The sequence below is a fragment of the Actinoplanes sp. NPDC049599 genome (assembly GCF_044465625.1).
Taxonomy (GTDB): Bacteria; Actinomycetota; Actinomycetes; order Mycobacteriales; family Micromonosporaceae; genus Actinoplanes.
On sequence record NZ_JBITLX010000008.1, the window covers coordinates 33,615 to 56,023 of the forward strand.

A 22,409-nucleotide genomic window follows, 5' to 3' on the forward strand; every position below is an offset into this window, starting at 1 on the left:
GGTGGCGCAATCATGAACCCCGAGGTCGACGGAAGCATCGCCGCGGCACGGTTCCGTCAGGATCACCGGCTGGGCGGACAGCCCCTGGGTGATCTGGTCGCGCTCATCGAACAGACCACCGGCATCGATGTGGCGGTCCTCGACGTGGGGCCCGACGAGCATGGCCTGACCATGCGTGATCCGAAGCGCGACACCGTGTTCATCGGTGTCGCACGGAGCCGGAAACCGATGCGTCAACGCAGCACGCTCGCTCACGAGCTCGGCCATGTGCAGTTCGGGGACTGGGCCCCGGACGCCGGCAACTGGAGCGACCGTTCGCCGGCAGAGATCCGGGCGGACGCCTTCGCCCGGCATCTGCTGCTGCCGGCCGACGGTCTGCTGGAGTTACTCGGCGACAGACGACGGGCGAGCGAGTCCACGCTCTCCGCGGTCGTTCAGCGTTTCCTCGTGTCCCCTGCCATCGCCGCGATCGCGATGCACCAGGCCGGATACATCAACCCCACCACCAAACAGGAGTGGATGGCGCTGTCCACGCCCCAGCTGGCCGTCCGCTTCGGCTGGAGCGATCAGTACCACGCCCTGCAGGCCGACGCGAACCAGCGAAGGGCGCCGCAGCGGTTGTTGGCGCGGTCGGTCAGGGGCTATCGGGAAGGGGTGCTGTCCGCGCAGGCCATCGGAACCTTGCGCGGCATTGCCCCGGAAGCGGTCGAAGCGGAACTGCGAGCAGCCGGCATCGTGCCGGCAGAGCACCCGATTGCCTGGGCCGAGGCCGCCCAACTGCCGGACGCCCAGGTCGACCTCACAGCCCTCGACGAGGATCTCCAGTCACCGGAGGACCGCCTGGAGACGGCGGAGTCGGAGGTGAGATGAGCCATCCGCCGATCATCGATGCCGGCCCCGGCTTGAACTTTCTCTCGATCAACAAAGAGCGCCTCCTCATCGGCGTGCTTGGGCCGCTCAGCGCACCGGAAGCCGTAGCGAACGAGGTCATCCGCAAGTCGCGGCAAGATCCCCGCTTCCGCGCCGCCGCGCCGGCCTGGCGGAAGCTGACGCCGAAGTGGATACGAGTGCTCTCCGACGACCAGACACCCGAGCTTGCCGCAGTTGTTCATCGCATCACCCGGCAGCCGATGTGTGAGCGACTCCGCCACTCCAAGGATCTTGGCGAGGTCATGGTCATCGCGCATGCCGTTGTCGCGGCTGAGACGGGAGGTTCCGTCGTCGTGCTCATCGACGACGGACCGGGGGCAAGGATCGCCACGACCGAGATACGCCGGCTGGACCGGCTTCGTTCCGCCGGCCGCGCGAGCGGGTCGGTCAGCTTGATCAGCACGCTGACGGTGCTGGAGCGTGCGGCAGACAGCGAGCACATCCCGGCGAGGGATGCCATGCGCAACCTCTACGAACGGCTTCGCGGTCTCGATGACGGCCTGCCGCCGATCGACGCGACCGCGCTCCTGACCACTCCTCGCTGGGATACCGGTCGCTGACTGCGCACAGCCGGGCCGGTGCTGGAGGGCGGCTGGCCCAAGCTGAGCGTGAACGCGTCTCCGGAACCGGTAGTCAAGGGCCGCTCTGAAGTAACCCGGCCGCGTCGTCAGGTGCTCGCCCGGGACGGGGACCTGCTGCTCAGCCGCCCGTCCGGGTGATCCGGGGCGCGTCCAGGCCGGCCGGGCGGTCGAGGCCGCGGGGCAGGGCCGGCAGCGGGATCGTGTCCCACGGGACGCGGGCCAGCAGCCGGGTCAGGATCAGGCCCAGCAGCAGCCCGGCCACCGAGTCGGTGATCCAGTGGAAGGCGAGCCAGGTGGTCGTGACGAAGACGATCGCCGGCGGCAGCACCCGCAGGGCCAGGTACGCCCGCCGCGACAGCACCGGCCGGTCCAGCGACCGCAGCAGCGCGTTCAGCAGCACCGCGATGACGCCGTACCAGGCCAGCGCGTTCGCCACGTGGCCGGACGGGTAGCTCATCGCCTCGATGCCGGAGGCGTACGGGTTGAAGAGCACCAGCCGGTCCGGGCCGGTGAAGGCCGGCGCCGCCCGGTCCAGCCAGACCTTGAGCGGGCCGATCGTCAGGTAGGTCAGCACGAACACGGCCGCGAAGACCAGCAGCGGGCGGATCGACCGGCGGCGCCACGCCACCAGCGCGGCCAGCACGATCGCGATCGGCATCAGCACCTGGCCGCCCTGGCCGAGGTAGTTCAGCACCCGCAGCACCACGTAGAGCGGCGTGGGCCGGTGGTCGACGAACCATCCGGCCACCCGCTCGTCGAGGGTGAGCAGGTTGCCCTGGGCCAGGGCGACGGTCAGCGCCGCGAATGCCGCGAGCAACGCCAGGTCGATCCCCCACGGCAGCCACCCGTGTTTCGTCTTCGTCGCCACCGCCACCCCTGCCCGCATGGCGCATACGGTACGTCAGAGATACGACCTGATCTTGGCGTTGAGCAGGTCGGCGCGGACCCCGGAGTTCGGGCAGCCGCCGAAGTGGTGCAGCGCCACCACCTTGTTGGTCTTGCGGGACAGCACCGGGCTGCCGCTGGAGCCGCCCTCGGTGTCGCAGTAGTACGAGACGTCGGAGTCCCGGGCGTACCCGTCGAAGGCCGGATCCGCCACTGCGCAGGTGCCGGCCCGCTCGCCGCGCCGACCGGCGATCCGGGTCGGCTCGCCCGCCGGGTGCTGCGGCACGTAGAGCACCTGGCCGCGGCCCGGGCGCACGGTGTCCAGGGTCAGGTAGCCGAACTTCTGCACCTGGCGGAAGTTCGACACGGTGAACAGCGTGTAGTCCAGGATGCGCTCGGTGGCCAGCACCCTGGCGCCCCAGACCTTGGTCGGCCTGAACACCTCGAAGCCGCCACAGGTGGCGCACTGATAGTTGAACCAGACCTCGGTCTCGTACGCGTTCGCCGAGGTGTTGAAGCAGTGGTTGTTGGTCAGCATCCGGTTCTTGGCGCCGACCCGCCAGCCGGTGCACAGCTCGGTGCCGTTGATCAGCAACCGGGCGATCGCCTTGGACCGGGTGTACGCGACCGGGTCGGACGAGCGGTAGCAGACCGCGTCCGAGCTCTCGTCCGAGCCGCAGACGGACTCCTCGCGGCCGGTCCGCCCGGGCGCCAGCAGCTGGTTCTCGGGCACCCGCGCCTGCTCCTGGCGGGAGTAGCCGCGGGCCACCCGGTCCACGTTGACGCCGAGCCGGCCGAGCAGCGAGCCGACCAGGCTGCCGCCGCCGCGGTGCATCTCGACCACGGCGGTGTCTCCCGTGATCGACATGGCCCAGCGGTCGGTGGCGACGCCGTCGAGCAGCCGCGGCGCGGCGTACCGGTACGACTCCTTGCCCTTGGCGTCGGAGACCGTGACGTAGTCGCCGGGCAGCATCGTCATGCGGCTGAAGTGCACCTTGACATAGGACGCCTGCGGGTAGTGAAAGACCTCACGTTCCGGCTTGCCGTACCCCAGCAGCTTGTTGATCGCCAGCAGCTCGCCGACCCGCTGCCGGCCGTCGCCGAGCTTCACCGTGGCGGACTCGGCCGTCAACCGGCCGCTCTCGGTGGGCGCGGAGGTCGCCGACGCGGACGCCTGCGGCTCCGCGGTCGCGGCGCCGGCGCTGGCGGCCGGGCTGCTGCTCACCTGCCCGGACGTGCCGGTTGCGGCCGCGGGCTGCTGCGCCGCGACGGGGGTACGGGGTGAGCCCACCCCCTCCTGCCAGGAGCCGACCGGGCGACCCTCGCTCGCCGAGTACTTCCAGGCCGCCGCACCAGCCGTGCCGGCCAGTGCCAGGGCAGCGCTCGCCCCGACGACGATGCTCACCGCGCGTCGCAAATTCACTCCCGCCCCTCGCTTCACATCACCGACATAAGAAACAATCCGGTGATCTCGCTTCTGTGTAACGAGCCACGTGCGGCAGCGACGCGCGCCCCGGAACGTGCACACTGGGCTCGTGCGCATCACGTCCGCCCTAGTCGACCCGGCGTTGCTGGACCTGCCGTGGAACGTTCCGCTCGAGGAGTGGCCCGCGTCCCACCTGGTCGCGCTGCCGCAGGGCATCTCGCGGCACATCGTCCGCTTCGTCAAGCTCAACGAGACCGTCTACGCCCTCAAGGAGACCCGGGAACGGATCGCCGAACGGGAGTACGACCTGCTCCGCGCCCTCGAACGGATCGACTTCCCGGCCGTCGAGGCGATCGCCGTGGTCCACGACCGGCTCGACGACGCGGGCGAGCCGCTGGAGTCGGTGCTGATCACCCGGCACCTGCAGTTCTCGCTGCCGTACCGGGCGCTGTTCTCGCACACGTTGCGGCCCGAGACGATGAACAGGCTGCTCGACGCGCTCGCCGCGCTGATCGTCCGGATGCATCTGATCGGCTTCTCCTGGGGTGACTGCTCGCTGTCCAACACGCTGTTCCGGCGGGACGCGGGCGCCTTCGCGGCGTACCTGGTCGACGCGGAGACCGGCAACCTCTACCCGAAGCTCTCCGAGGGCCAGCGCAGCGAGGACATCGAGATCCTCCGGCTGAACATCTTCGGCGAGTGCCTGGACCTGGAGGCCGCCGAGCTGCTGCACGAGGCGATCGACCCGGAGGCCGTGGTCGACGACATCGTGGCCCGCTACGAACGGCTCTGGCACGAGGTCACCTACGAGCAGCAGGTGTCCCGCGACGCCCGGCACGACATCGAGGGCCGGATCCGCCGGCTCAACGAGCTGGGCTTCGACGTGGCCGAGGTGGACATGTCCACGGTGGACGGCGGCTACCGGGTCCGGCCGAAGGTGGTGGACGCGGGCTACCACACCCGCCGGCTGCTGCGGCTGACCGGTCTGGACGCCGAGGAGAACCAGGCCCGGCAGCTGCTGAACGACCTGGACGCGTACCGGGCGGAGTCAGACCTGATCGACGAGCAGCAGGCCGCGCACCGCTGGCTGACCGAGGTCTTCGAGCCGGTGGTCCGGGCGGTGCCCGCCAACCTGCGCCGCAAGCTGGAGCCCCAGGAGATCTTCTCGCAGATCATCCAGCACAAGTGGCTGCTGTCCGAGCGGGCCGGCCGCGACGTGGGCATGGCGCCGGCCGTGCAGTCGTATCTGACCGACGTGCTCGCCCACAAGCCGGACGAGCAGGCCGTGCTGGGCGTCGAGGTGAGCGCGCTCTAACCGGGCTCGTCCGCCAGGGCCGGCTCCTGCGGCGGGGTCGCCTGCTCCACCAGCGCGCGCAGCCCGGCCCGGCGCGCCACCACCATGACCCGGTCGCCGGCCGCGAGCACCCGGCGCGGGTCCGGCGCCCAGTCCACCCACTCGGAGCCGGCCGCGGCCAGCCCGATCACCCGGACGCTCAGCGGCCGGTCGGCCTGGCTGAGCACCGCGCCGTCCAGCGGGGCACCGGGATAGACCTGTACGCCGGCCACCAGCAGCGCGTGCCGGTCGACGGGAATGGTGGCGAGCACGTCGCGGTCCAGCATCGCCGCCGCGAACGCGGGCGCGGCCAGCCGGGACACGCTGCGTGAACTGGTGATACTGAACGCGGTCTGCACCCGCTGGGCGAAGTCGTCGTCGAAGAGCCGCAGCACCACCCGCAGGTCCGGGCGGACGGCCCGGGCGTTCAGGGCCGCCTGCAGGTTGGTGACGTCGTCGGTGGAGACCACCACCAGCGCCTTGCTGGTGGCGATGGAAGCGGCCCGCAGGGTCTCCTCCCGCGCCGCGTCACCCACGATGAACGGCACCCCCAGCTGCTCGGCGGCCTTCGCGCCGCGGGCGTCGGCCTTACGGTCGATCGCGACCACCTGCAGGCCCAGGTCGACGAGCTGGCGCAGCACCCGGGTGCCGACGTTGCCCAGCCCGACCACCACGATGTGGTCCTCGTGCCGGGCCGCGGCCTTGCCGCTGGAGAGCGCCAGCCGGGCGTTGACCATGCCCTCGACCACCGCCGCCGTGATCAGCGGCAGCAGGGCCAGGCCGGCGATCGTCAGCACCAGCTGCGCGGCCTGCGCGACCCCGTTGCGATCCATCTCCACATCGGACGAACCGACCACGGTCAGCAGCGTCATGTAGATGGACTTCCAGAAGCCGTTGACCTTGTCGGCGTGCACCAGCACCGCGCCCGACAGCACGGTGATGACCAGGGTCGCCAGCACGGCGATGCCGAGCTTGCGGCTCAGCGCCGCCCGCAGGGCCCGGCCCATCACCCGCATCGGCCGGCGGCGCCGGCGGGCCCGGACCAGGCGCTGCGCGGCGACGGCCTGCCCGGCCGGGCGCCCGGTGGCCTCGGCCAGCACCAGGTCGGTGGGGCGCCGCGCGTCCGGCGGTGGCTCCGCGGGCAGGACCTCCACCCGGCCGGCGCCGTCCGCGGCGGTCAGCGCGCAGACCACGTGCTCCGCCAGGACGTCCTCGCGGCGAGCGACGAACAGGGTGCGGCCGGCGAGGCGGACGTGGGTCGGCGCAACCTCACCCAGCGAGGCGGCCACGAACGCGGGCGCGGCCATCGCGGCGTCGGAGAGCACCGCGCAGTCGGCGAACAGGCGGCGGACGCCGTACCCCAGACCGGTGTTGAACATCCGGATCACCAGCCGCAGGTCCGGCTCCACGGCCTGGGCGCAGAGCGCCGCGTGCAGGTTGACCACGTCGTCCGGCATCACCAGGGCCAGCGCCGCGGCGCCGGCGAGCCCGGCCGAGCGGAACGTGCGTTCGTCGAGGCGGTCGGCGCGGATCACCCGGACGCCGCGCAGCGCGGCCAGGTCCGGCACGTCGGCTCGCAGCTTCGCCGGGACGATCACCGTGAGCCGGATCCGGTGGCCGGCGTTGGAGAGCTCCTCGGCGACCGTGTAGACGAGGGCGTCGGCGCCGCAGACCACAAAGTGGGGGCGGGCGTCGACGTTGCGCCGCAGCCGGGAGACCAGCGATCGGCCGGGTGGTTCACGGACGGGTTCGACGGCCATGGCCGCATCGTAGCCAGCGGATCACCGCTGCCTGACCCGGCAACTCCCCGAACCCTCCAGGCAGGCCACTCGTTGGCCTTTGCATCCTTTAGTCCTGATTTGATAGTGGAGGACATCAATGCGCAAGTGGTTCTACGCCGGGGCGGTGGTCGGCGGTTTCCTCCTGCTCGGCGCGGCACCCGCGCAGGCCGACGTGGTCCCGGCGCCGGCCGGCGGGCTGCTGTCCCCGCTGGGCGGTGGCAGCGGCAACCCCGGGCTCGGCCTCGACCCGGCCGGCGGCCTGAACCTGCAGAACCCGCTCGGCGGCGCGCCCATGATGGACGTGCAGCCGGGCCGGAACTCCGCCGACCTCAGCGGGCCGGCCACGGACGCGCTGTCGGAGCCCGCGGGCCGGCGGCCGGCTGCCGGATCGGCCCCGGCGGAGCTGCCCCTGCTCGGCGGCCTGACCGGCGGCGACTCCTCCGGCGGCGGCGCTTCCGGCGCCAACCTGGGCGGCGCGTTCTACGGCGGCGGCGCTTCCGGTGCCGGCCTGGGCGGCGCGTTCTCCGGCGGCGGCGCTTCCGGTGCCGGCCTGGGCGGCGCGTTCTCCGGCGGCGGCGCTTCCGGTGCCGGCCTGGGCGGCGCGGGACAGCCGGGCGGCGGCCTGGGCACGCTGGTCCCGGCCGACCTGCTCGGCGGCGGCCTGCTCGGCAACGGCCTGCTCGGCGGCGGCCTCACTCCGGACGGACGGCCGGCCGCGGCCTGGGCGCCGCGCGAGTCGGCCCTGTTCGAGGGCGGCGTGCCGCTGCTCGGCGGCCTCGGCGGGCTGCTGCCGGCGAACGAGACCCCGCGCACGCTCCCGGCGACCGGCGACGACACGCCGGCCGGCATGCCGGCCGGCGGCACTCCGGTCGATCCGGCACTGATCGACCCGGCACTGATCGACCCGGCACCGGCCGACCCGGCACTGATCGACCCAGCACCCGCCGGCACCAAGGCCGATGAGCCGGTGGACGACCCGCGGCTGCACGAGGAACCGATCGACGACGAGGACGGCGGCAAGCGGCGCTCGTTCTCCGACAGTGGCCGGCCGGTCGCCGGCGAGGACCAGGACTTCCGCTAGTCACCGACCCGACCGAGCCCGCCCCGGCACACCTGGGGCCGGGCTCGGGTCGAGCCCTCGGACCGGCCCGCCGGCCGCGTAACCGCACCGGTTACCCGGGCCGGTGCCCCACGTCGATCCGGTCCGGCACCCGCCGGCCCAGCCCCACCGTGATCGCCACCAGCACCACCAGCAGGCCCGCGATCACGTGCACCGGCGCCGGCCCGAACGGCGCCACCAGCGTCAGCACCGCCACCGCCGGATAGGCGACGACCAGCGGCCCCCGCTGATGCGGGCGGATGTGCAGCAGCCAGACGAAGAACAGATAAACCGCCACCGGTACGGCCATCGCATAGCCGGCCGTGACCCCGGAGATGTCCGCGTGGTGGGTGTCGTAGTCGACCGCCACCGCGACGCCCGCGCCGGCCGCCGCGGCCGAGGCGAAGATGAAGTAGTGGCCGTAGCCCCACAGCATCCCGGCCCGCACCGAGGTCAGCAGACCCTGCGCGGAACGGTCGAAATACAGCCACCACAGCGCGAACACGATGATCAGCCCGGCAATTGCCACGGACACCAGGTCGGAGACGTGTTCGCCGGTGTCCAGCCCGCTCCGGATGGCGATCGTGGCCGCCGACACCGCCTCGCCCAGCATGATGATCGTGAAGAGGCCGTACCGCTCGGCGATGTGGTGCGGGTGCCAGGTGGTGGGGCCGCCGGGCGCCCGCTCGGCGAGGATCGGCACCAGCAGCTCGCCGACCACCAGCAGCAGGAACGTCGGCGTCGACCACTCCTCCGGCAGCGCCAGCCGGGCCAGCCAGAGCAGCTGCACGACGGTGATGCCGGCGGCGTACCGCAGCGCGGTGGTCCGGCGCTGCGGGTCGGCGCGGGCCGCGCGCAGCCACTGCGCCACCATGGCCAGCCGCATGACCACGTAGCCCAGCGTGATGCCCAGGTAGTTGCCGTCGTCGAAGGCCGATGAGACGCCCGCGGCCAGCACCAGCGCCCCGGCGATCTGGACGAACGAGGTGATCCGGTAGACGTCGTCGTCGGTGTCGTACGCCGACGCGAACCAGGTGAAGTTCATCCACGCCCACCAGATGGCGAAGAAGACCATCAGGTAGCTGGTGACCCCGTGCCAGACGTGGTTCTCCGAGATGTCGTGGTGCAGCGGCACGGCGGCCTGCGCGACGGCGACCACAAAACACAGGTCGAAGAAGAGCTCGAGCGGGGTGGCGACGCGGTGGTTCTCGTCGGCGGACCGGGCCCGCATCGGGGTCAGCCAGCCACGCCGGGGCTCGGTGAACGTCATGACGGCTGATCCCCCGCGGTCAGATCCCAGTTGAGCAGCACGAACGGCGTTTCCTCGGTGGCGCCGGCCCGCCGGTACGTGGCCTGCGCGGCCTCGTTGTCGACCTCGGTGCTGACCCACATGCCGTAACAGCCACGCTCCCGGGCAACGTCGGCCAGCGCCCGCACGAGGGCGGTGCCGACGCCTTGCAGCCGGGCCACGGGCGCGACGCCGAGTTCGTAGACGAACATCTCCGTACCCTTGTCCGGATGGGTCATCTCCACGCCGGAGATCATGCCGACCGCGCGGTCGGCGAGAAAGGCGAAAAGCAGATGGTGGTCCGGCCGGGCGAGGAACTTCTCGGTCGCGTCCGCCAGCGGCGGACCGTCGAAGAGGTCGGCGGCCAGATGCACGGCCGCGGCGTCCACGATCCGCTCGATACGCATGGCGTGAAAATACTTTCCAGCTTTGGGTGGAGCCCCCGGTCGGAATCGAACCGACGACATCCTGTTTACAAGACAGGTGCTCTGGCCAACTGAGCTACAGGGGCGCGCGCAACAGCATACCGGTTGCCCGCTTGACGGGCCGAAACGCCCTTTCGCGGGCGTCGACCTTGGCAGTACGTGAAAAAAAGTTTACGGTGACGGCGTGTGGTCTCACCACACTGTTCCTCCACTCGGATCGTCCGGCACGTTCCTGCCGGTGGAAAGGAAGTCGGTTCACCATGGCTACGGTCACGTACGACAAAGCGTCCCGGATCTATCCCGGACAGGAGCGCCCCGCGGTCAACGAGCTGGAGCTCGAGATCGGCGACGGCGAGTTCCTGGTGCTGGTCGGCCCCTCCGGTTGCGGCAAGTCCACCAGCCTGCGCATGCTCGCCGGCCTCGAGGACGTCGACCGCGGTCGCATCCTCATCCAGGGCAAGGACGTCACCAACCTGCCCCCGAAGTCCCGCGACATCGCGATGGTCTTCCAGAACTACGCGCTGTACCCGCACATGTCGGTGTACGAGAACATGGCGTTCGCGCTGAAGCTGCGCAAGACCCCGAAGTCGGAGATCGACCGCCGGGTCAAGGAAGCCGCCGCGCTGCTCCAGCTCGACGAGTACCTGAGCCGTAAGCCGAAGGCGCTCTCCGGCGGTCAGCGCCAGCGGGTCGCCATGGGCCGCGCGATCGTGCGTGAGCCGCAGGTCTTCCTCATGGACGAGCCGCTGTCGAACCTCGACGCCAAGCTCCGGGTCCAGACCCGCTCGCAGATCGCGACCCTGCAGGCCAAGCTCGGCATCACCACCGTCTACGTGACCCACGACCAGGTAGAGGCCATGACCATGGGCCACCGGGTGGCGGTCATGCTCGACGGCGTGCTGCAGCAGTGCGACACCCCGCGGGAGCTCTACGACAAGCCCGGCAACGTCTTCGTCGCCGGCTTCATCGGCTCCCCGGCCATGAACATCAAGACCGTCGGGCTCACCGAGACCGGGGCGAGCTTCGCCGAGCTGTCCGTGCCGCTGACCCGCGAGCAGCTCGCCGCGGCGAAGGCCGACAACAAGATCACCATCGGCTTCCGCCCCGAGGCGACCGACCTGGTCTCCCCCACCGAGGGTGGCCTGCCGATCGTCGTCGACCTGGTCGAGGACCTCGGCTCGGACGCCAACGTGTACGGCCACGCCGCCCTCGAGGGCAGCTCGGAGCGCTTCGTGGTCCGCACCGACCGGCGCAACATGCCGACCATGGGTGAGACCGTCTTCATCAAGCCGCAGGCCGAGCAGGTGCACGTCTTCAGCGCCACCTCCGGCCAGCGCGTCTGAGCCAGGTAGCAAAACACAACGGGCGGCTCCCCTCGGGGGCCGCCCGTTCTGCTGTGCTAGCTAGCCGGCGAAGCGCTGGATGACGAAGTCCTCGGCGGCGACGCAGGCCAGATGCGTGGTGTCCCAGGAACAGGTCGACGAGCGGACACCGTCGAGCGGCCCGAGCGGCACGGCGTTGTCGCCGAGGTGCTCACCGGCCAGCGCCGGGTCGTCCGCGGAGGCCGACAGCGCCTTGGAGAACTGCAGCGTGTTACCGGCGTCGAGCCGGCCCACGACACCGCCGCGGGTCCAGGAGACCCGGCCCTTGGCGTCGAGCAGGCTGACCTGCACCGGTGACGTGTCGGCGGTGGCCAGCACGGCCTCGCCGACCGGGACGATCCGGTCGACGCCCGCCACGGTCCGGCGCCACACGACCCCGCCCTTGGCCGCGTCGATCGCCACCACCTGGGCGGTGTCGGTGGCGTACCCGGTGGTCTCGACCAGGCAGATCCGGTCGGTGCCGCACGGCGTCAGGTGGTCGAGCCGGGCGTTCGCGCTCGGCGGGGTGTAGAGCACCTTCGGGTCGAGCTTGGCCAGGTCGTAGGCGAAGAGCCGATGGGCGTCGGTGGACTCGGCCACGATCAGCCGGCCGTCGTGCGCGATGAGCTGGTCGTCGGTCTTGGCCACGCTCTGCCGGGGCCCCACGAGCACGTCGCCGGAGTCCGCGTCGAGCACCCGGGCCGAGTCGTCGGCGCCGATCTGCACGATCCGCTGATCGTCGTCGAACGCCTCGGCGAACGGCGCGCCCCCGGCCGAGGCCGGCCCGGTGAAGTCGGCGCCGGTCGTGACGGTGACCACCTTGGTGCCGGTCAGGCCGTACTGGCTCTTGGGATTCTTCTTCTCCCACCTGCCGTTGCCCCGCTTGCGGATCTCGAGCCCGACCAGCCGGCCCTCCCTGCGGTCGATCAGCACCGCCTTGTCACCGGCGAAGAGCACGTCGTCACCGGTGTCGATGGTGCGCTCCCAGAGCTTCTTGCCGTCGCCGGGATTCAGCAGCACCATCCGGCGGGTGCTGGTGGTGGAATCGGAGTCGGTGATCGCGACCACCGCGTCCGGCACCGCGAAGAAGAACTCCCACCGGCTCGCCGTGCCGGCCTCCACACTGGTCCAGACGGCCTTACCGGTGTCGGTCGCGGCCGCGACCACCCCGAGCGTCCCGTTGTCGTCGACGCTGGCGAAGTAGGCCCGCCCGTCCCGCAGCGCGGTCGCGTTGAACGCCGTGGTGACCGGGACGGCCGGCTTGATCCGGTGCAGCTCGGCGAGCGGCTGATAGTCCAGCGCCGGATACCCCGGCCAGAACAGGGCGGTCACGGTCGCGGCGGCCCCCAGCACGACAACCGTCGCGGCCGCGACAATCCAAAGACCCTTCCTCCGGTACGCCGGGAGCTTGGCCTTCGCCTCAGCCGACCCGCCGGGGTCGGGATGCGTCGACGCCAGCCAGGACTCCGGCGGGGCCGAGGCCGGGCTGGCGGAGATCGGCGCGCCGGAGACGGGATGCAGGATCGGGCCGCCGGTCGCGTTCCCGAAGGCCGCGGCCTCACCGGTGGCCCAGGGGTCGACAGGCTCGGCATACTGCGGCTCCGCACCCGGAGGCGGCGGGGCGGCAGGGGGCGGCGCCGGGGCGGCCGGCGGAGCCGCGTGCGCGGGGCTCGCCTGCCCGGCACCCGCCTGCGCGGCACTCGCCGGGCTGCCGGCCGCGTGGGCAAGGCTCGCCTGCGCGGCACCCGCCGGGCTGCCGGCCGCATGAGCCGGACCCGCCTGCGCGACACCCGCCGCGTGAGCGGCGCCCGCCTGCGCGGCACCCGCCGAGCCCCCGGCCGCATGAGCCGGACCCGCCTGCGCAACACCCGCCGCGTGAGCGGCGCCCGCCTGCGCAACACCCGCCGAGCCCTCGGCCGCATGAGCCGGACCCGCCTGCGCGGCGCCGGCTGAGTGGGCGGCGGCCGGAGTCGGGGCGTGGGCGCGCCCGGCCAAGTCCGGGTCCGTCGCGGCGGCTGTCGGCTCCATGGCCTCGGTTGCCAGGAGTGGCTTCGACGCATCCTGCCGAGCCTCGTCGGGGCTGTCGTGACCAGCCGCATCAGCGTCGGTCTGCCCTGCCCGCGACGTGTCGTCGGCAGCCCGGGCCGCCGGCGCGGTGACGGCATGGGCCATCGTGTCGACCGGCGGCGGCACCGCCGCCGGGCGCATCGGCTCGGCCGGGGTCTCCGCGTGGTCCGCACCCGCCGCAGTGTCCGGGCCTGCCTCCGCGGCCGGGCCGCCCGGCGCGACCACGATGGTCGCGCCCTCCGCCACCGGCAGCTCCGGCTGCTCCAGCACCGTCGGGGCGATGCCCAGCTCGCCGTGCAGCAGGCGCGCCACCAGCGGCACCCGCGACGAGCCACCGACCAGGAACAATCCCGCCAGCTCGGTCGGCGCCACCCCGGCCGCGCGGATCACCGACTCCGCCTCGGCCACCCCGCGGCGCAGCAGGGGGCCCGCCGCGGCCTCGAACTCGTCCCGGGTCAGGTGCACCGCGTGCTCCACGCCGGGCACCGGCACCGGCGCCAGCGCCGTGCGGGACAGCATCTCCTTGGCGCCGCGGACGTCGTCCCAGAACTGCCGCCGGGCCCGCCACTGGGCCAGCGTGACCGGCTCGGTCAGCGCCGTCCACGCGGCCGGCTCGCCCTTCCGCAGGTCGTCGCCGAGGTGCTCAACCAGCGCGGCGTCCAGGTCCAGCCCGCCGAGGTCGTCGATGCCGCCGGAGGCCGCCACCGCGAACCGGGGCAGGCCCTGCGGGGTGACCCCCTCGTTGCGGACCACGGCGATGTCCAGCGTGCCGCCGCCGAAGTCGAAGACCGCCAGCGCCGAGCCGACCGGCACCGGGCGGCGCAGCACGTCGGCAAAGTAGCGGGCCGCCGCGACCGGCTCGGGCAGCAGCTGCGTCGCCGGCGGCCAGCCGGCCCGGGCCAGGGCGGTCGTCAGCACCGCCCGGCGCCGGGTGCCCCAGGCCGCCGGGTAGGTCAGCACGGCCGGCGGCAGGAAACCGGCGGCCGCGACGGCCTCCCGGGAGACCGCCCCCAGCAGCGCCGCTAGCAGGTCGGCAGTGGGCACCTCGGCGCCGCCGAGCAGCACCGTCTCGGCGTCGACGTGGCGCTTCGGGTTCGGCTCCAGCCGGCCCGGCTCGGCCTGGCCGAGCCGGACCGCGTCCCGGCCGACGTGCAGCCGGCCGGTGGTGTCCAGGTAGACCGCGGAGGGCAGCAGCGGCTGACCGTCGAAGAGCAGCGGCCGGGTGCGGCCGTCCGGCCGGCGCAGCATCGCCACCGTGTGTGAGGTGCCGAGGTCCACGCCGAGCACCCAGCCGTCGCTCATGCTGTGCTCGCCTCCGGCATGCTCTTCTGGCCCTCACCGGCTCGGCCACCGGCCCGTTCCGCCGGGTGAGGTTCGGTGCAGTCGATCATGCCCTGCTCCTCCACGCCACGGTCCACCCGGCCCGTCACGTTACAGGCAGGGTGTGACTACCCGTAGATCCGGCGGCGGGACACCTCGGCCAGCGTGACCGCGGCGGCGACGCTGGCGTTCAGCGACTCCACCTCGGACATCATCGGGATGCTGACCCGCAGGTCGCAGGTCTCGCCGACCAGGCGGGACAGGCCCCGGCCCTCGGAGCCGACGACCACCAGCAGCGGGCCGACGGCGACCTCGAGGTTGTAGAGGTCGGTCTCGCCGTCCGCGTCGAGGCCGATCGCGGTGAAGCCGGCCTGCTGGGCCGCCTTGATCGAGCGGGTCAGGTTGACCACCTGGGACACCGGCACCCGGGCGGCCGCGCCGGCGCTGGTGCGCCACGCGGTCGCCGTGATGCCGGCCGCCCGGCGCTCGGTCATGAAGACGCCGTGCGCGCCGAACGCGGCCACCGAGCGGATCACCGCACCCAGGTTGCGCGGGTCGGTCACCCCGTCGAGGGCCACCAGCAGCGGCGCGGTCTGCTCCATCGCCGCGGCCACGAGGTCGTCGAAGTTCTCGTACGCGAACGGCGGCACCTGCAAGCCGACGCCCTGATGCAGCACGCCGCCGGTCATCCGGTCGAGTTCGAGCCGGCTGATCTCCAGGATCGGGATGCCGCGGTCGCCGGCGGTCCGGACGATCTCGGTGATCCGGTCGTCGATGTCGATGCCCTGGGCCACGTACAGGGCCGTCGCCGGGATCGACGCGCGCAGCGCCTCGGTCACCGGGTTGCGGCCGAGCAGCAGCTCGGGACCCTCCCTGGTCGGGTTGCTCTTGCGTCCGGGGGCGACCCGAGGGCCGGTGCGGCCCTGTGCCCGGGCGCCACGCTGCTGAGCCGGCCGGCCGGCGGTGCCCCGGCCGCCGCCACGGCCCCAGGTGGTGTCCTTGGTGCCGGGCACGCCGACCTTGGGCGCACGGCCCTCGGCGGCGGCGGCGCGGCGCTCCTTGTCCTGCTTGCGCGCCGTCTTCTCGGGCAGCTTCTCGGTGCCGGAGTAGCCCTTGTGCCAGGGCCGCTCGTCGGCGGGCAGCGTCTTGCCCCGGCCCTTGAGGCCCGAGCTCGAACGGTTCTTGCCGCCGGTGCCGGCGGACGCGCCCTTCTTGGACGTGACGCGCTTGCTCACATTGAACGAATTTCCCGGCATCAGTGCTGCTCTCCTACCGTCCAGCGCGGCCCGGCCGGAGTGTCCTCCACCTGAACTCCCGCATTCTTCAGCTGGTCGCGGACCGAGTCGGCCGCCGCCCAGTCCTTGCGTGCGCGCGCCTGCGCGCGCTGCTCGAGCGCGAGCGCCACCAGCGAGTCGACGATCGGCTTGAGATCGCCGCCGCCGTCGCCGGTCCGCCACGCGTCGTCGAGCGGGTCCAGCCCGAGCACCCCGAGCATCGCCCGGACCTCGGTCAGCGCGGCGCGGACGCCGGTCTCGTCGCTCGCGGCCAGCGCGGTGTTGCCCTCACGGATGGTGTCGTGCACGACGGCCAGCGCCGCCGAGGTGTTCAGGTCGTCGTTCATCGCCGCGGCGAAGGCCGGCGGCACGTCCTTCGGCCGACCGGAACCGACGACCTCGACCGCCCGCTGCACAAAACCCTCGATCCGGCGGTACGCCGTCGCGGCCTCCCGCAGCGCCTCGTCGGAGTAGTCGATACGCGAGCGGTAGTGCGGCACGCCCAGGTAGTAGCGCAGCTCCACCGGACGGATGCCCATGGCGAGCACCGCCTCGACGTCGATGACGTTGCCCAGCGACTTGCTCATCTTGGCCTCGCCGAGGTTGAGCAGCGCGTGGTGCACCCAGAAGCGGGCGAACGGCAGCCCGGCCGAGCGGGACTGGGCGATCTCGTTCTCGTGGTGCGGGAAGGTCAGGTCGAGCCCGCCGCCGTGGATGTCGAACTCGGCGCCCAGGTAGCGATTGGCCATCGCGGAGCACTCGATGTGCCAGCCTGGCCGGCCCCGGCCCCAGGGTGAGGCCCAGGACGCGTCGCCCGGCTCGTCGGCCTTGACGCCCTTCCAGAGCGCGAAGTCGGCGGGGTGCCGCTTGCCGCGTTCGGGGGCCTCGCCGGCGGAGAGCATGTCGTCGGTGCGCTGCCCGGACAGGGCGCCGTAGTCGCCGAAGCTGGGCACGTCGAAGTAAACGTCGCCGGTGCCCTCGGCCGAGACGTACGCGTGGCCGCGCTCGATCAGCTCGGCGATCAGCTCGTGCATCTCGGTGACGTGGCCGGTGGCGAGCGGCTCGTAGGTGGGCGCCAGCACGTTCAGGGACCGGTAGTCGGCGTCCAGGACGAGCTTGTTCGCGTACGCGATGGCCCAGAACGGGCGGCCCGTCTCCTGCGACTTGACCAGGATCTTGTCGTCCACGTCGGTGATGTTGCGGACGAAGGTGACCTCGTAGCCGATGTGCAGCAGCCAGCGACGCAGCACGTCGTAGTTGACCGCTGACCGCAGGTGACCGATATGCGGCACCGACTGGACGGTGAGGCCGCACAGGTAGATACCGACCTGACCGGGCGTCATCGGGACGAAGTCCCGGACGGATCGGGTCGCGGTGTCATGCAGGCGGAGCGTCACCGTACAAGGGTACCGACTGCCGCCAGCCGATGACCTCCCGGCCGAGTGACCCCGGCCGGGAGGTTATCCACAGGCTCATCCACAACTAGCGGTCAGCGGCCACCGACGGCGGCGTACGCGTCCACGATCCCGTGCCCGTAGAAGCTGTTGAACTTCTTCGGCCCGGCGCAGTACGCGTCGAACGACGCCGGAAAACCCTCCTGGGTGTAGCTGCGCAGCCGCGGCTCCGGACACGCGGTCTCGGTCGCGGTGCGGTACAGCCGCTGCTCGACCAGGTACGGGCTCATCGTCACACCGCCACGCCACCAGTCGCGGTGGCCGTACTTGCTGACGATCAGCGCCGCGACGCCGGCCGCGTGCGGCGACGCCATCGAGGTGCCCGCCAGGTACGTGTAGTAGCCGCAGGTGCCGCTGGAGCAGTCCTTGAGGACCGTGGCCCGGGTCGGCTCGCCGTTCGCGTCGACCGCGCCGCTCTCCTGGAGCACCTTGAGCGGGTACGTGGACAGGATGTTGTTGGTCGCCGAGTTGTACTGCGGGGTGCCGAAGAAGTCCCGGGTGAAGCCGCCCGGCGCCGCCACCGAGATCTGCTCCAGCCCGTAGTTGGAGTAGTGCGACTTGGACGTGGACGGGCCGACCGCCGAGACGCCGATGACGTGCGGCCCCTCGGCCGGCAGCGTGAGACAGTCGTCGTTGTCGATGTCCCGGGTGTACGGCGCGCTGCCGTAGTCCGGGCTGGTCGCGTCGTCGAGCGGGTCACCGAGGTTGTCGTGCTGGTTGCCCAGCGCGCCGACCAGCGTGACGCCGCGGGCGTGGGCGTAGTTCAGGGCCCGCTTCATGGCGGCGATGATGGCCCGCTGCTCGGCTTGCGCCTCCGGGCCGTCGGCCGCGTTCGACCGGCAGTTGTAGAGCCACGGGTCGACGTAGAAGGACATGTTGACCACGTCCAGGCCGGCGTCGCCCGCGTACGTGAGCGCGTTGACCACCGGGTCGAGGAAGAAGTAGCCCGAGTCCTGGCCGCCCTTGAGCTCGACCAGCGTCACCTTCGGCGCCACGCCGGTGACGCCGGAACCGTTGGCCGCCGCGGCGATGGTGCCGGCGACGTGGGTGCCGTGGCCGCCGTCGTCGGTGCCGACCGGGTCCACGCAGCCGGCGACCTCGCAGGGCCCGTCGACGTCGACCAGGTCCGGGGCGAAGTTGCGGGACAGCCGCTGGCTGAAGTTCGGCGCGAGGTCGGGGTTGCTCGCGTCCAGACCGGTGTCGAGCACGCCGACGGTGACACCGCGGTCGCCGGCCTCGATGGTGTGGGCCTTGTCGGCCTTGACCATCTTGAGGCCCCAGAGCCTGTCGTCGAGCGGGTCGGCGGACACACCCTTCGGCGGCGTGCCGCGGGCCGCGGTCGTGACCGGCAGTTCGAGCGCCGGCGCGACCTGGGGCGCGCGTCCGATGGGCTTGCTGGCCGAGGCGCCGATCAGCACGGCGGACCGGGCGACGTTGGCCTTGAAGTCGGCGGCCGCGGACGAGACACGGTAGGTGCCCGCCGCGGCGTTGCTGCCGACGACGGTGCCGCCGGACGCGGTGATGGCGGTGATGGCGTCGGCGGCGGACACACCGTCATCCGCCACGACGGTGTAGTCGATCGTTTCGGCTGCGGCGGCGGGCGAGGTGGGCAGGCCGACGAGCAGGGCCAGGCCCGTCGCGGTGGCGACGGCCCCGGCCGTCAAGCGTCTTCTCATTACCGCATTCGATCGAACATCCCGATCATTCACAAGAGTTGATCAGACAACTCCGGGCAGCCGTCAGGGCCGGGCCATCCGCAGCACGTCGAGGGTCTCGTCGAGCTGCTGCTCGGTGAGCGTCCCGTTGGCCACGTGACCGCGTTCGATGACCACGGCCCGGATGGTCTTGTCCTCCTTGAGCGCCTGCTTGGCGATCGCGGCGGCCTCGTCGTAGCCGAGGAAGCGGTTGAGCGGCGTGACGATGGACGGCGAACCCTCCGCGTACGAGCGGACCACGTCCACGTTGACCTCGAGGCCGTCGACGCAGCGGTCGGCGAGCATCCGCGCGGCCGCGGCCACCAGCTTGATCGACTCCAGCAGGTTGCGGGCCATCACCGGCAGCATGACGTTGAGCTCGAAGTCGCCCTGGGTGCCGGCGAAGGCGACCGCCGCGTCGTTGCCGATCACCTGGGCGACGACCTGGCGCACCGACTCGGGCACCACCGGGTTCACCTTTCCCGGCATGATCGACGAGCCCGGCTGGAGGTCGGGCAGGCGCAGCTCGCGCAGGCCGGCCCGCGGGCCCGAGCCCATCCAGCGGATGTCGTTCACGATCTTGTAGAGGCTGACCGCGACCACCCGGAGCTGGCCGGACGCCTCGACCAGGGCGTCCCGGGCGCCCTGGGCCTCGAAGTGGTTGCGCGCCTCGCTCAGCGGCAGCCCGGTCATGTCCTTCAGCAGCGAGATCACCGCGGGGGCGAAGCCGGGCGGCGTGTTCACCCCGGTGCCCACGGCGGTGCCGCCGAGCGGCAACTCGGCGAGCCGCGGGAGCGTGTCGGTGAGCCGGTCGATGCCGTTCTGGATCTGCGCCGCGTACCCGGAGAACTCCTGACCCAGGGTGACCGGCGTCGCGTCCATGAGGTGCGTACGGCCCGCCTTGACCACCTCCGACCAGTCGTGCGCCTTCGCGCTCAGCGCGACCACCAGGTGGTCCAGGGCCGGGATGAGACTGCTGGTGACCGCCTCGGTGGCGGCCAGGTGGATCGACGACGGGAACACGTCGTTGCTGGACTGCGAGGCGTTGACGTGGTCGTTCGGGTGCACCGGCCGGCCCAGCGCGCGGGTGGCCAGCTCGGCGATGACCTCGTTGGTGTTCATGTTGGACGAGGTGCCCGAGCCGGTCTGGAAGACGTCGATCGGGAACTGGTCGTCGTAACCGCCGTCGGCGACGTGCGCGGCCGCGGTCACGATGGCCTTGGCGAGGTCGTCGTCGAGCACCCCCAGGGTGGCGTTGACCTGCGCCGCCGCGCCCTTGATCCGGGCCAGGGCGCGGATGTGCGCGGGCTCCAGCCCACGCCCGGAGATCGGGAAATTCTCCACCGCCCGCTGGGTCTGCGCCCGCCACAGGGCGGCGGCCGGCACCCGCACCTCGCCCATGGTGTCGCGTTCGATCCGGAAACCACTCTCGTCAGTCGTCGTCACGCCTCCATCCTCCCCCCGCCGGCCGGGGTCCGCAGTTGATCCGTGCCACTGTCGAGCGCGGCCGGCCGGGCGCCGGTTGGACGTCACCGGGGTCGGAACGTATCGTCGCGAAGGGTTTGGACTTCCCCGACGAACAGGATCTTTGTCATGCGAACCGCCCTCCTCGCCGTCTCCCTCGGCGGACTGCTCCTCACCGGGGCCGCCTGCAGCAGCGGCGACAACGGCTCCGAGACGCGCGCCGAGGCACCTGTGGCGGAGACGCCCGCGACGACGACGACCACCGTGCCGGCGCCGGACTACTACGCCAACACCCGCAAGGTCTGCGCCGCCCTCGACAAGATCTTCGACGCGGACGTGGCCCAGTTCGGCACCGCGATGGGCAAGATGATCGCCTACAAGGAGGCCAAGCAGGCCGACGAGGCCGAGCAGGCCCGCAAGGCGGCCAGCAAGGAGCTCAAGGAGGTCGGCGCCAAGGTCCGCAAGGAGACCGCGGCCGCCGAGGACCCCGACCTGAAGCAGGCCGGTGCGGTCTCGGCCACCAAGTTCTCCAAGAGCGCCGCGGACAAGGCCCTCTTCGACAAGGTCAAGACCACCAAGGACCTGGACAAGACCCTGGCGGCCAAGATGCCGGACTGGATGGACCCGGTCGCCGGCCTCTGCGCGACCTGAGCAGCAGCAATCGGCTGACCCACAGCTCACCAAGAGCGATCTTGGAACGCAGCGGCGAGGAGCTCACCCCTGCCCCGCCTGCTTGAGCCCGGCCGAACGCAACAGGATCCCTTCCCGCGGTTCAGATCTCACCCGTCGGCGCGGCGGCGCGCTCGCCTCGCACCGATCTTGAAGAGCTGAAACGAGTTAGCCCGACCCCGCAGCAGGTGAGGGACATGGACGTCGCGGCGGATGTTGTGCAGCGGTGGTCAGGTCCGCGCCTCAGCGCTACAAGATCGAGGCGAGGCGAGCGCGCGACCCCGGACATGCGCTCAGCAGTGATTCGGCCGGGGACGCGCCGGTGCACGTTGCACCGCGGCGGGTAGCTCGATCGCGGCGGTACTGCGGGCTGCTCGGGGAATCTTGCGCAGCACCGGGAAGGCGGGGGCGTCCATCTCACCCACTCCGGTTCAGGTTTCACCCACCGACGCGGCCACGCCCGCCCACATGGGGCATATCGGTAGCCTGACACCGATCTTGAAGAGCTGAAACGGGTTAGGGTCTTTTGCGTGGTTGGGTGTATCGGGCGATGGCAATAGCCCGCCGGAGTGACGTGGGCCGCGCGCCGACCGCCACCGACGCGCAAGATTTCGTTCTTGTTGATGTGGGGTGAGCTCCGAACCTTAAGTCCACAAGATCGACAATTTGCTGCTCGCTTCGTGACTTTTACGCCCTTTGTTCCCTTAGGATTCCTGCGATGTGAGAATCCTGCTCAATATGTGGGCCAGTGCTGCGGGTTCGGCGGTGGGCAGGCCTCCGGCAATGCTTGGCGCGGCCGTTTCGGCGCGGCAGAAGCGTGTCGCCCGTCCGGGGGATGGTGATCGATCATCACAACAGCCATGCAAAAGACTCGTTAGCTCGACCCCGCCGCCACAAGATCACGGCGAGGCGAGCGGAAGACGAGGGCGTGCGCTCGCCGGCGACCCGGACGAGACGGTGCGCGGTTCGGCATCTCCGCCGAGACCGTGGACACCCGCATCTGAGCGGCGGATGTTGTGGCGCGGCTGTCAGCTCTCCGTGGCCCCGGCGCTACAAGATTCAGTGTCGGGGCGGGGCGAGCGGGCGGCCCGGACATGCGCTCGTCAGCGACCCGGACGTCGGCGCTGCGACGGATGTTGTGGAGCGGTGGTCAACACGACCGGAAAGCCGCAAGATCGGCTGCCGCAAGGCGGATCTTGGAACGCCGCGGTCAGGAACCCCGCGGCGTGGTGCCTGCGAATGTCGGCGCGGGGCGACCGCGACCAGCCAAACAGCCCGCGCCATGCCGACGCGAGCAACCGCGACCAGGCAAACAGCCCGCGCCATGCCGACGCGAGCGACCGCGACCAGGCAATCAG

16 protein-coding genes and 1 tRNA gene are annotated in these 22,409 nt (G+C 71.7%); 6 read left to right on the forward strand and 11 right to left on the reverse strand.

Annotation, left to right across the window (positions count from 1 at the left end):
- Positions 1 to 12 precede the first annotated feature (12 nt).
- Positions 13 to 870, forward strand: a complete 858-nt coding sequence (locus tag ACIBQZ_RS16800) for an ImmA/IrrE family metallo-endopeptidase (RefSeq protein WP_396089538.1) — start codon at positions 13 to 15, stop codon at positions 868 to 870.
- Positions 867 to 1,490, forward strand: a complete 624-nt coding sequence (locus ACIBQZ_RS16805) for a hypothetical protein (RefSeq protein WP_396089539.1) — start codon at positions 867 to 869, stop codon at positions 1,488 to 1,490. Before ACIBQZ_RS16800 ends, ACIBQZ_RS16805 begins: the two co-directional genes overlap by 4 nt.
- 139 nt (positions 1,491 to 1,629) lie before the next feature.
- Here the strand turns inward: ACIBQZ_RS16805 and ACIBQZ_RS16810 are convergent, their stop codons facing one another.
- Together ACIBQZ_RS16810 and ACIBQZ_RS16815 are read right to left on the reverse strand one after the other, a co-directional pair.
- Positions 1,630 to 2,397, reverse strand: coding sequence for a phosphatase PAP2 family protein (locus tag ACIBQZ_RS16810; protein ID WP_396089540.1), 768 nt, complete (start codon positions 2,395 to 2,397; stop codon positions 1,630 to 1,632).
- A 15-nt stretch (positions 2,398 to 2,412) separates the two neighbouring features.
- Positions 2,413 to 3,819 carry a trypsin-like serine peptidase gene (locus ACIBQZ_RS16815; protein ID WP_396089541.1) on the reverse strand — a complete coding sequence of 469 codons (1,407 nt, stop codon included), beginning with the start codon at positions 3,817 to 3,819 and terminating at the stop codon, positions 2,413 to 2,415.
- A 112-nt stretch (positions 3,820 to 3,931) separates the two neighbouring features.
- Here ACIBQZ_RS16815 and ACIBQZ_RS16820 point away from each other — a divergent pair, with 112 nt between their 5' ends.
- A complete protein-coding gene (locus ACIBQZ_RS16820; protein WP_396089542.1) occupies positions 3,932 to 5,137 on the forward strand; it encodes a DUF4032 domain-containing protein in 1,206 nt (401 codons plus the stop codon).
- Here the strand turns inward: ACIBQZ_RS16820 and ACIBQZ_RS16825 are convergent.
- The gene (locus ACIBQZ_RS16825) at positions 5,134 to 6,915 is read right to left on the reverse strand and encodes a potassium channel family protein (RefSeq protein WP_396089543.1); all 1,782 of its coding nucleotides are present in this window, start codon (positions 6,913 to 6,915) and stop codon (positions 5,134 to 5,136) included. The genes ACIBQZ_RS16820 and ACIBQZ_RS16825 overlap by 4 nt on opposite strands.
- A 118-nt stretch (positions 6,916 to 7,033) precedes the next feature.
- On the opposite strand from ACIBQZ_RS16825, the gene ACIBQZ_RS16830 reads away from it, so the two are divergent.
- Positions 7,034 to 8,017 carry a hypothetical protein gene (locus ACIBQZ_RS16830; RefSeq protein ID WP_396089544.1) on the forward strand — a complete coding sequence of 328 codons (984 nt, stop codon included), beginning with the start codon at positions 7,034 to 7,036 and terminating at the stop codon, positions 8,015 to 8,017.
- A gap of 91 nt (positions 8,018 to 8,108) precedes the next feature.
- On the opposite strand, the gene ACIBQZ_RS16835 is transcribed toward ACIBQZ_RS16830, so the two are convergent.
- The 3 genes from ACIBQZ_RS16835 to ACIBQZ_RS16845 form a co-directional block, all read right to left on the reverse strand.
- Positions 8,109 to 9,305: a low temperature requirement protein A gene (locus ACIBQZ_RS16835; RefSeq protein WP_396089545.1), complete on the reverse strand. Its 1,197-nt coding sequence runs from the start codon at positions 9,303 to 9,305 to the stop codon at positions 8,109 to 8,111.
- Positions 9,302 to 9,730: a GNAT family N-acetyltransferase gene (locus ACIBQZ_RS16840; RefSeq protein ID WP_396089546.1), complete on the reverse strand. Its 429-nt coding sequence runs from the start codon at positions 9,728 to 9,730 to the stop codon at positions 9,302 to 9,304. Before ACIBQZ_RS16840 ends, ACIBQZ_RS16835 begins: the two co-directional genes overlap by 4 nt.
- 27 nt (positions 9,731 to 9,757) lie before the next feature.
- Positions 9,758 to 9,834, reverse strand: a tRNA-Thr gene (locus ACIBQZ_RS16845).
- Positions 9,835 to 10,008: 174 nt separating this feature from the next.
- Here ACIBQZ_RS16845 and ACIBQZ_RS16850 point away from each other — a divergent pair.
- The gene (locus ACIBQZ_RS16850) at positions 10,009 to 11,091 is read left to right on the forward strand and encodes an ABC transporter ATP-binding protein (RefSeq protein ID WP_396089547.1); all 1,083 of its coding nucleotides are present in this window, start codon (positions 10,009 to 10,011) and stop codon (positions 11,089 to 11,091) included.
- Between the two features lie 60 nt (positions 11,092 to 11,151).
- On the opposite strand, the gene ACIBQZ_RS16855 is transcribed toward ACIBQZ_RS16850, so the two are convergent.
- The 5 genes from ACIBQZ_RS16855 to ACIBQZ_RS16875 form a co-directional block, all read right to left on the reverse strand.
- Positions 11,152 to 14,478: an Hsp70 family protein gene (locus tag ACIBQZ_RS16855; protein ID WP_396089548.1), complete on the reverse strand. Its 3,327-nt coding sequence runs from the start codon at positions 14,476 to 14,478 to the stop codon at positions 11,152 to 11,154.
- 146 nt (positions 14,479 to 14,624) lie between these two features.
- Positions 14,625 to 15,752 (reverse strand): 23S rRNA (guanosine(2251)-2'-O)-methyltransferase RlmB, encoded by a 1,128-nt coding sequence (gene rlmB / locus ACIBQZ_RS16860; RefSeq protein WP_396089549.1) that lies wholly within the window; start codon positions 15,750 to 15,752, stop codon positions 14,625 to 14,627.
- Positions 15,752 to 17,167 (reverse strand): cysteine--tRNA ligase, encoded by a 1,416-nt coding sequence (gene cysS, locus ACIBQZ_RS16865; RefSeq protein WP_396089550.1) that lies wholly within the window; start codon positions 17,165 to 17,167, stop codon positions 15,752 to 15,754. The genes rlmB and cysS overlap by 1 nt, the downstream gene beginning before the upstream one ends.
- Positions 17,168 to 17,259: 92 nt before the next feature.
- Positions 17,260 to 18,900 carry a S8 family serine peptidase gene (locus tag ACIBQZ_RS16870; RefSeq protein ID WP_396089551.1) on the reverse strand — a complete coding sequence of 547 codons (1,641 nt, stop codon included), beginning with the start codon at positions 18,898 to 18,900 and terminating at the stop codon, positions 17,260 to 17,262.
- Between the two features lie 63 nt (positions 18,901 to 18,963).
- Complete coding sequence (locus ACIBQZ_RS16875; protein WP_396089552.1) at positions 18,964 to 20,364, reverse strand: class II fumarate hydratase; 1,401 nt, start codon at positions 20,362 to 20,364, stop codon at positions 18,964 to 18,966.
- A gap of 147 nt (positions 20,365 to 20,511) precedes the next feature.
- On the opposite strand from ACIBQZ_RS16875, the gene ACIBQZ_RS16880 reads away from it, so the two are divergent.
- Positions 20,512 to 21,033: a hypothetical protein gene (locus ACIBQZ_RS16880; protein WP_396089553.1), complete on the forward strand. Its 522-nt coding sequence runs from the start codon at positions 20,512 to 20,514 to the stop codon at positions 21,031 to 21,033.
- The last annotated feature ends 1,376 nt before the right edge of the window (positions 21,034 to 22,409 follow it).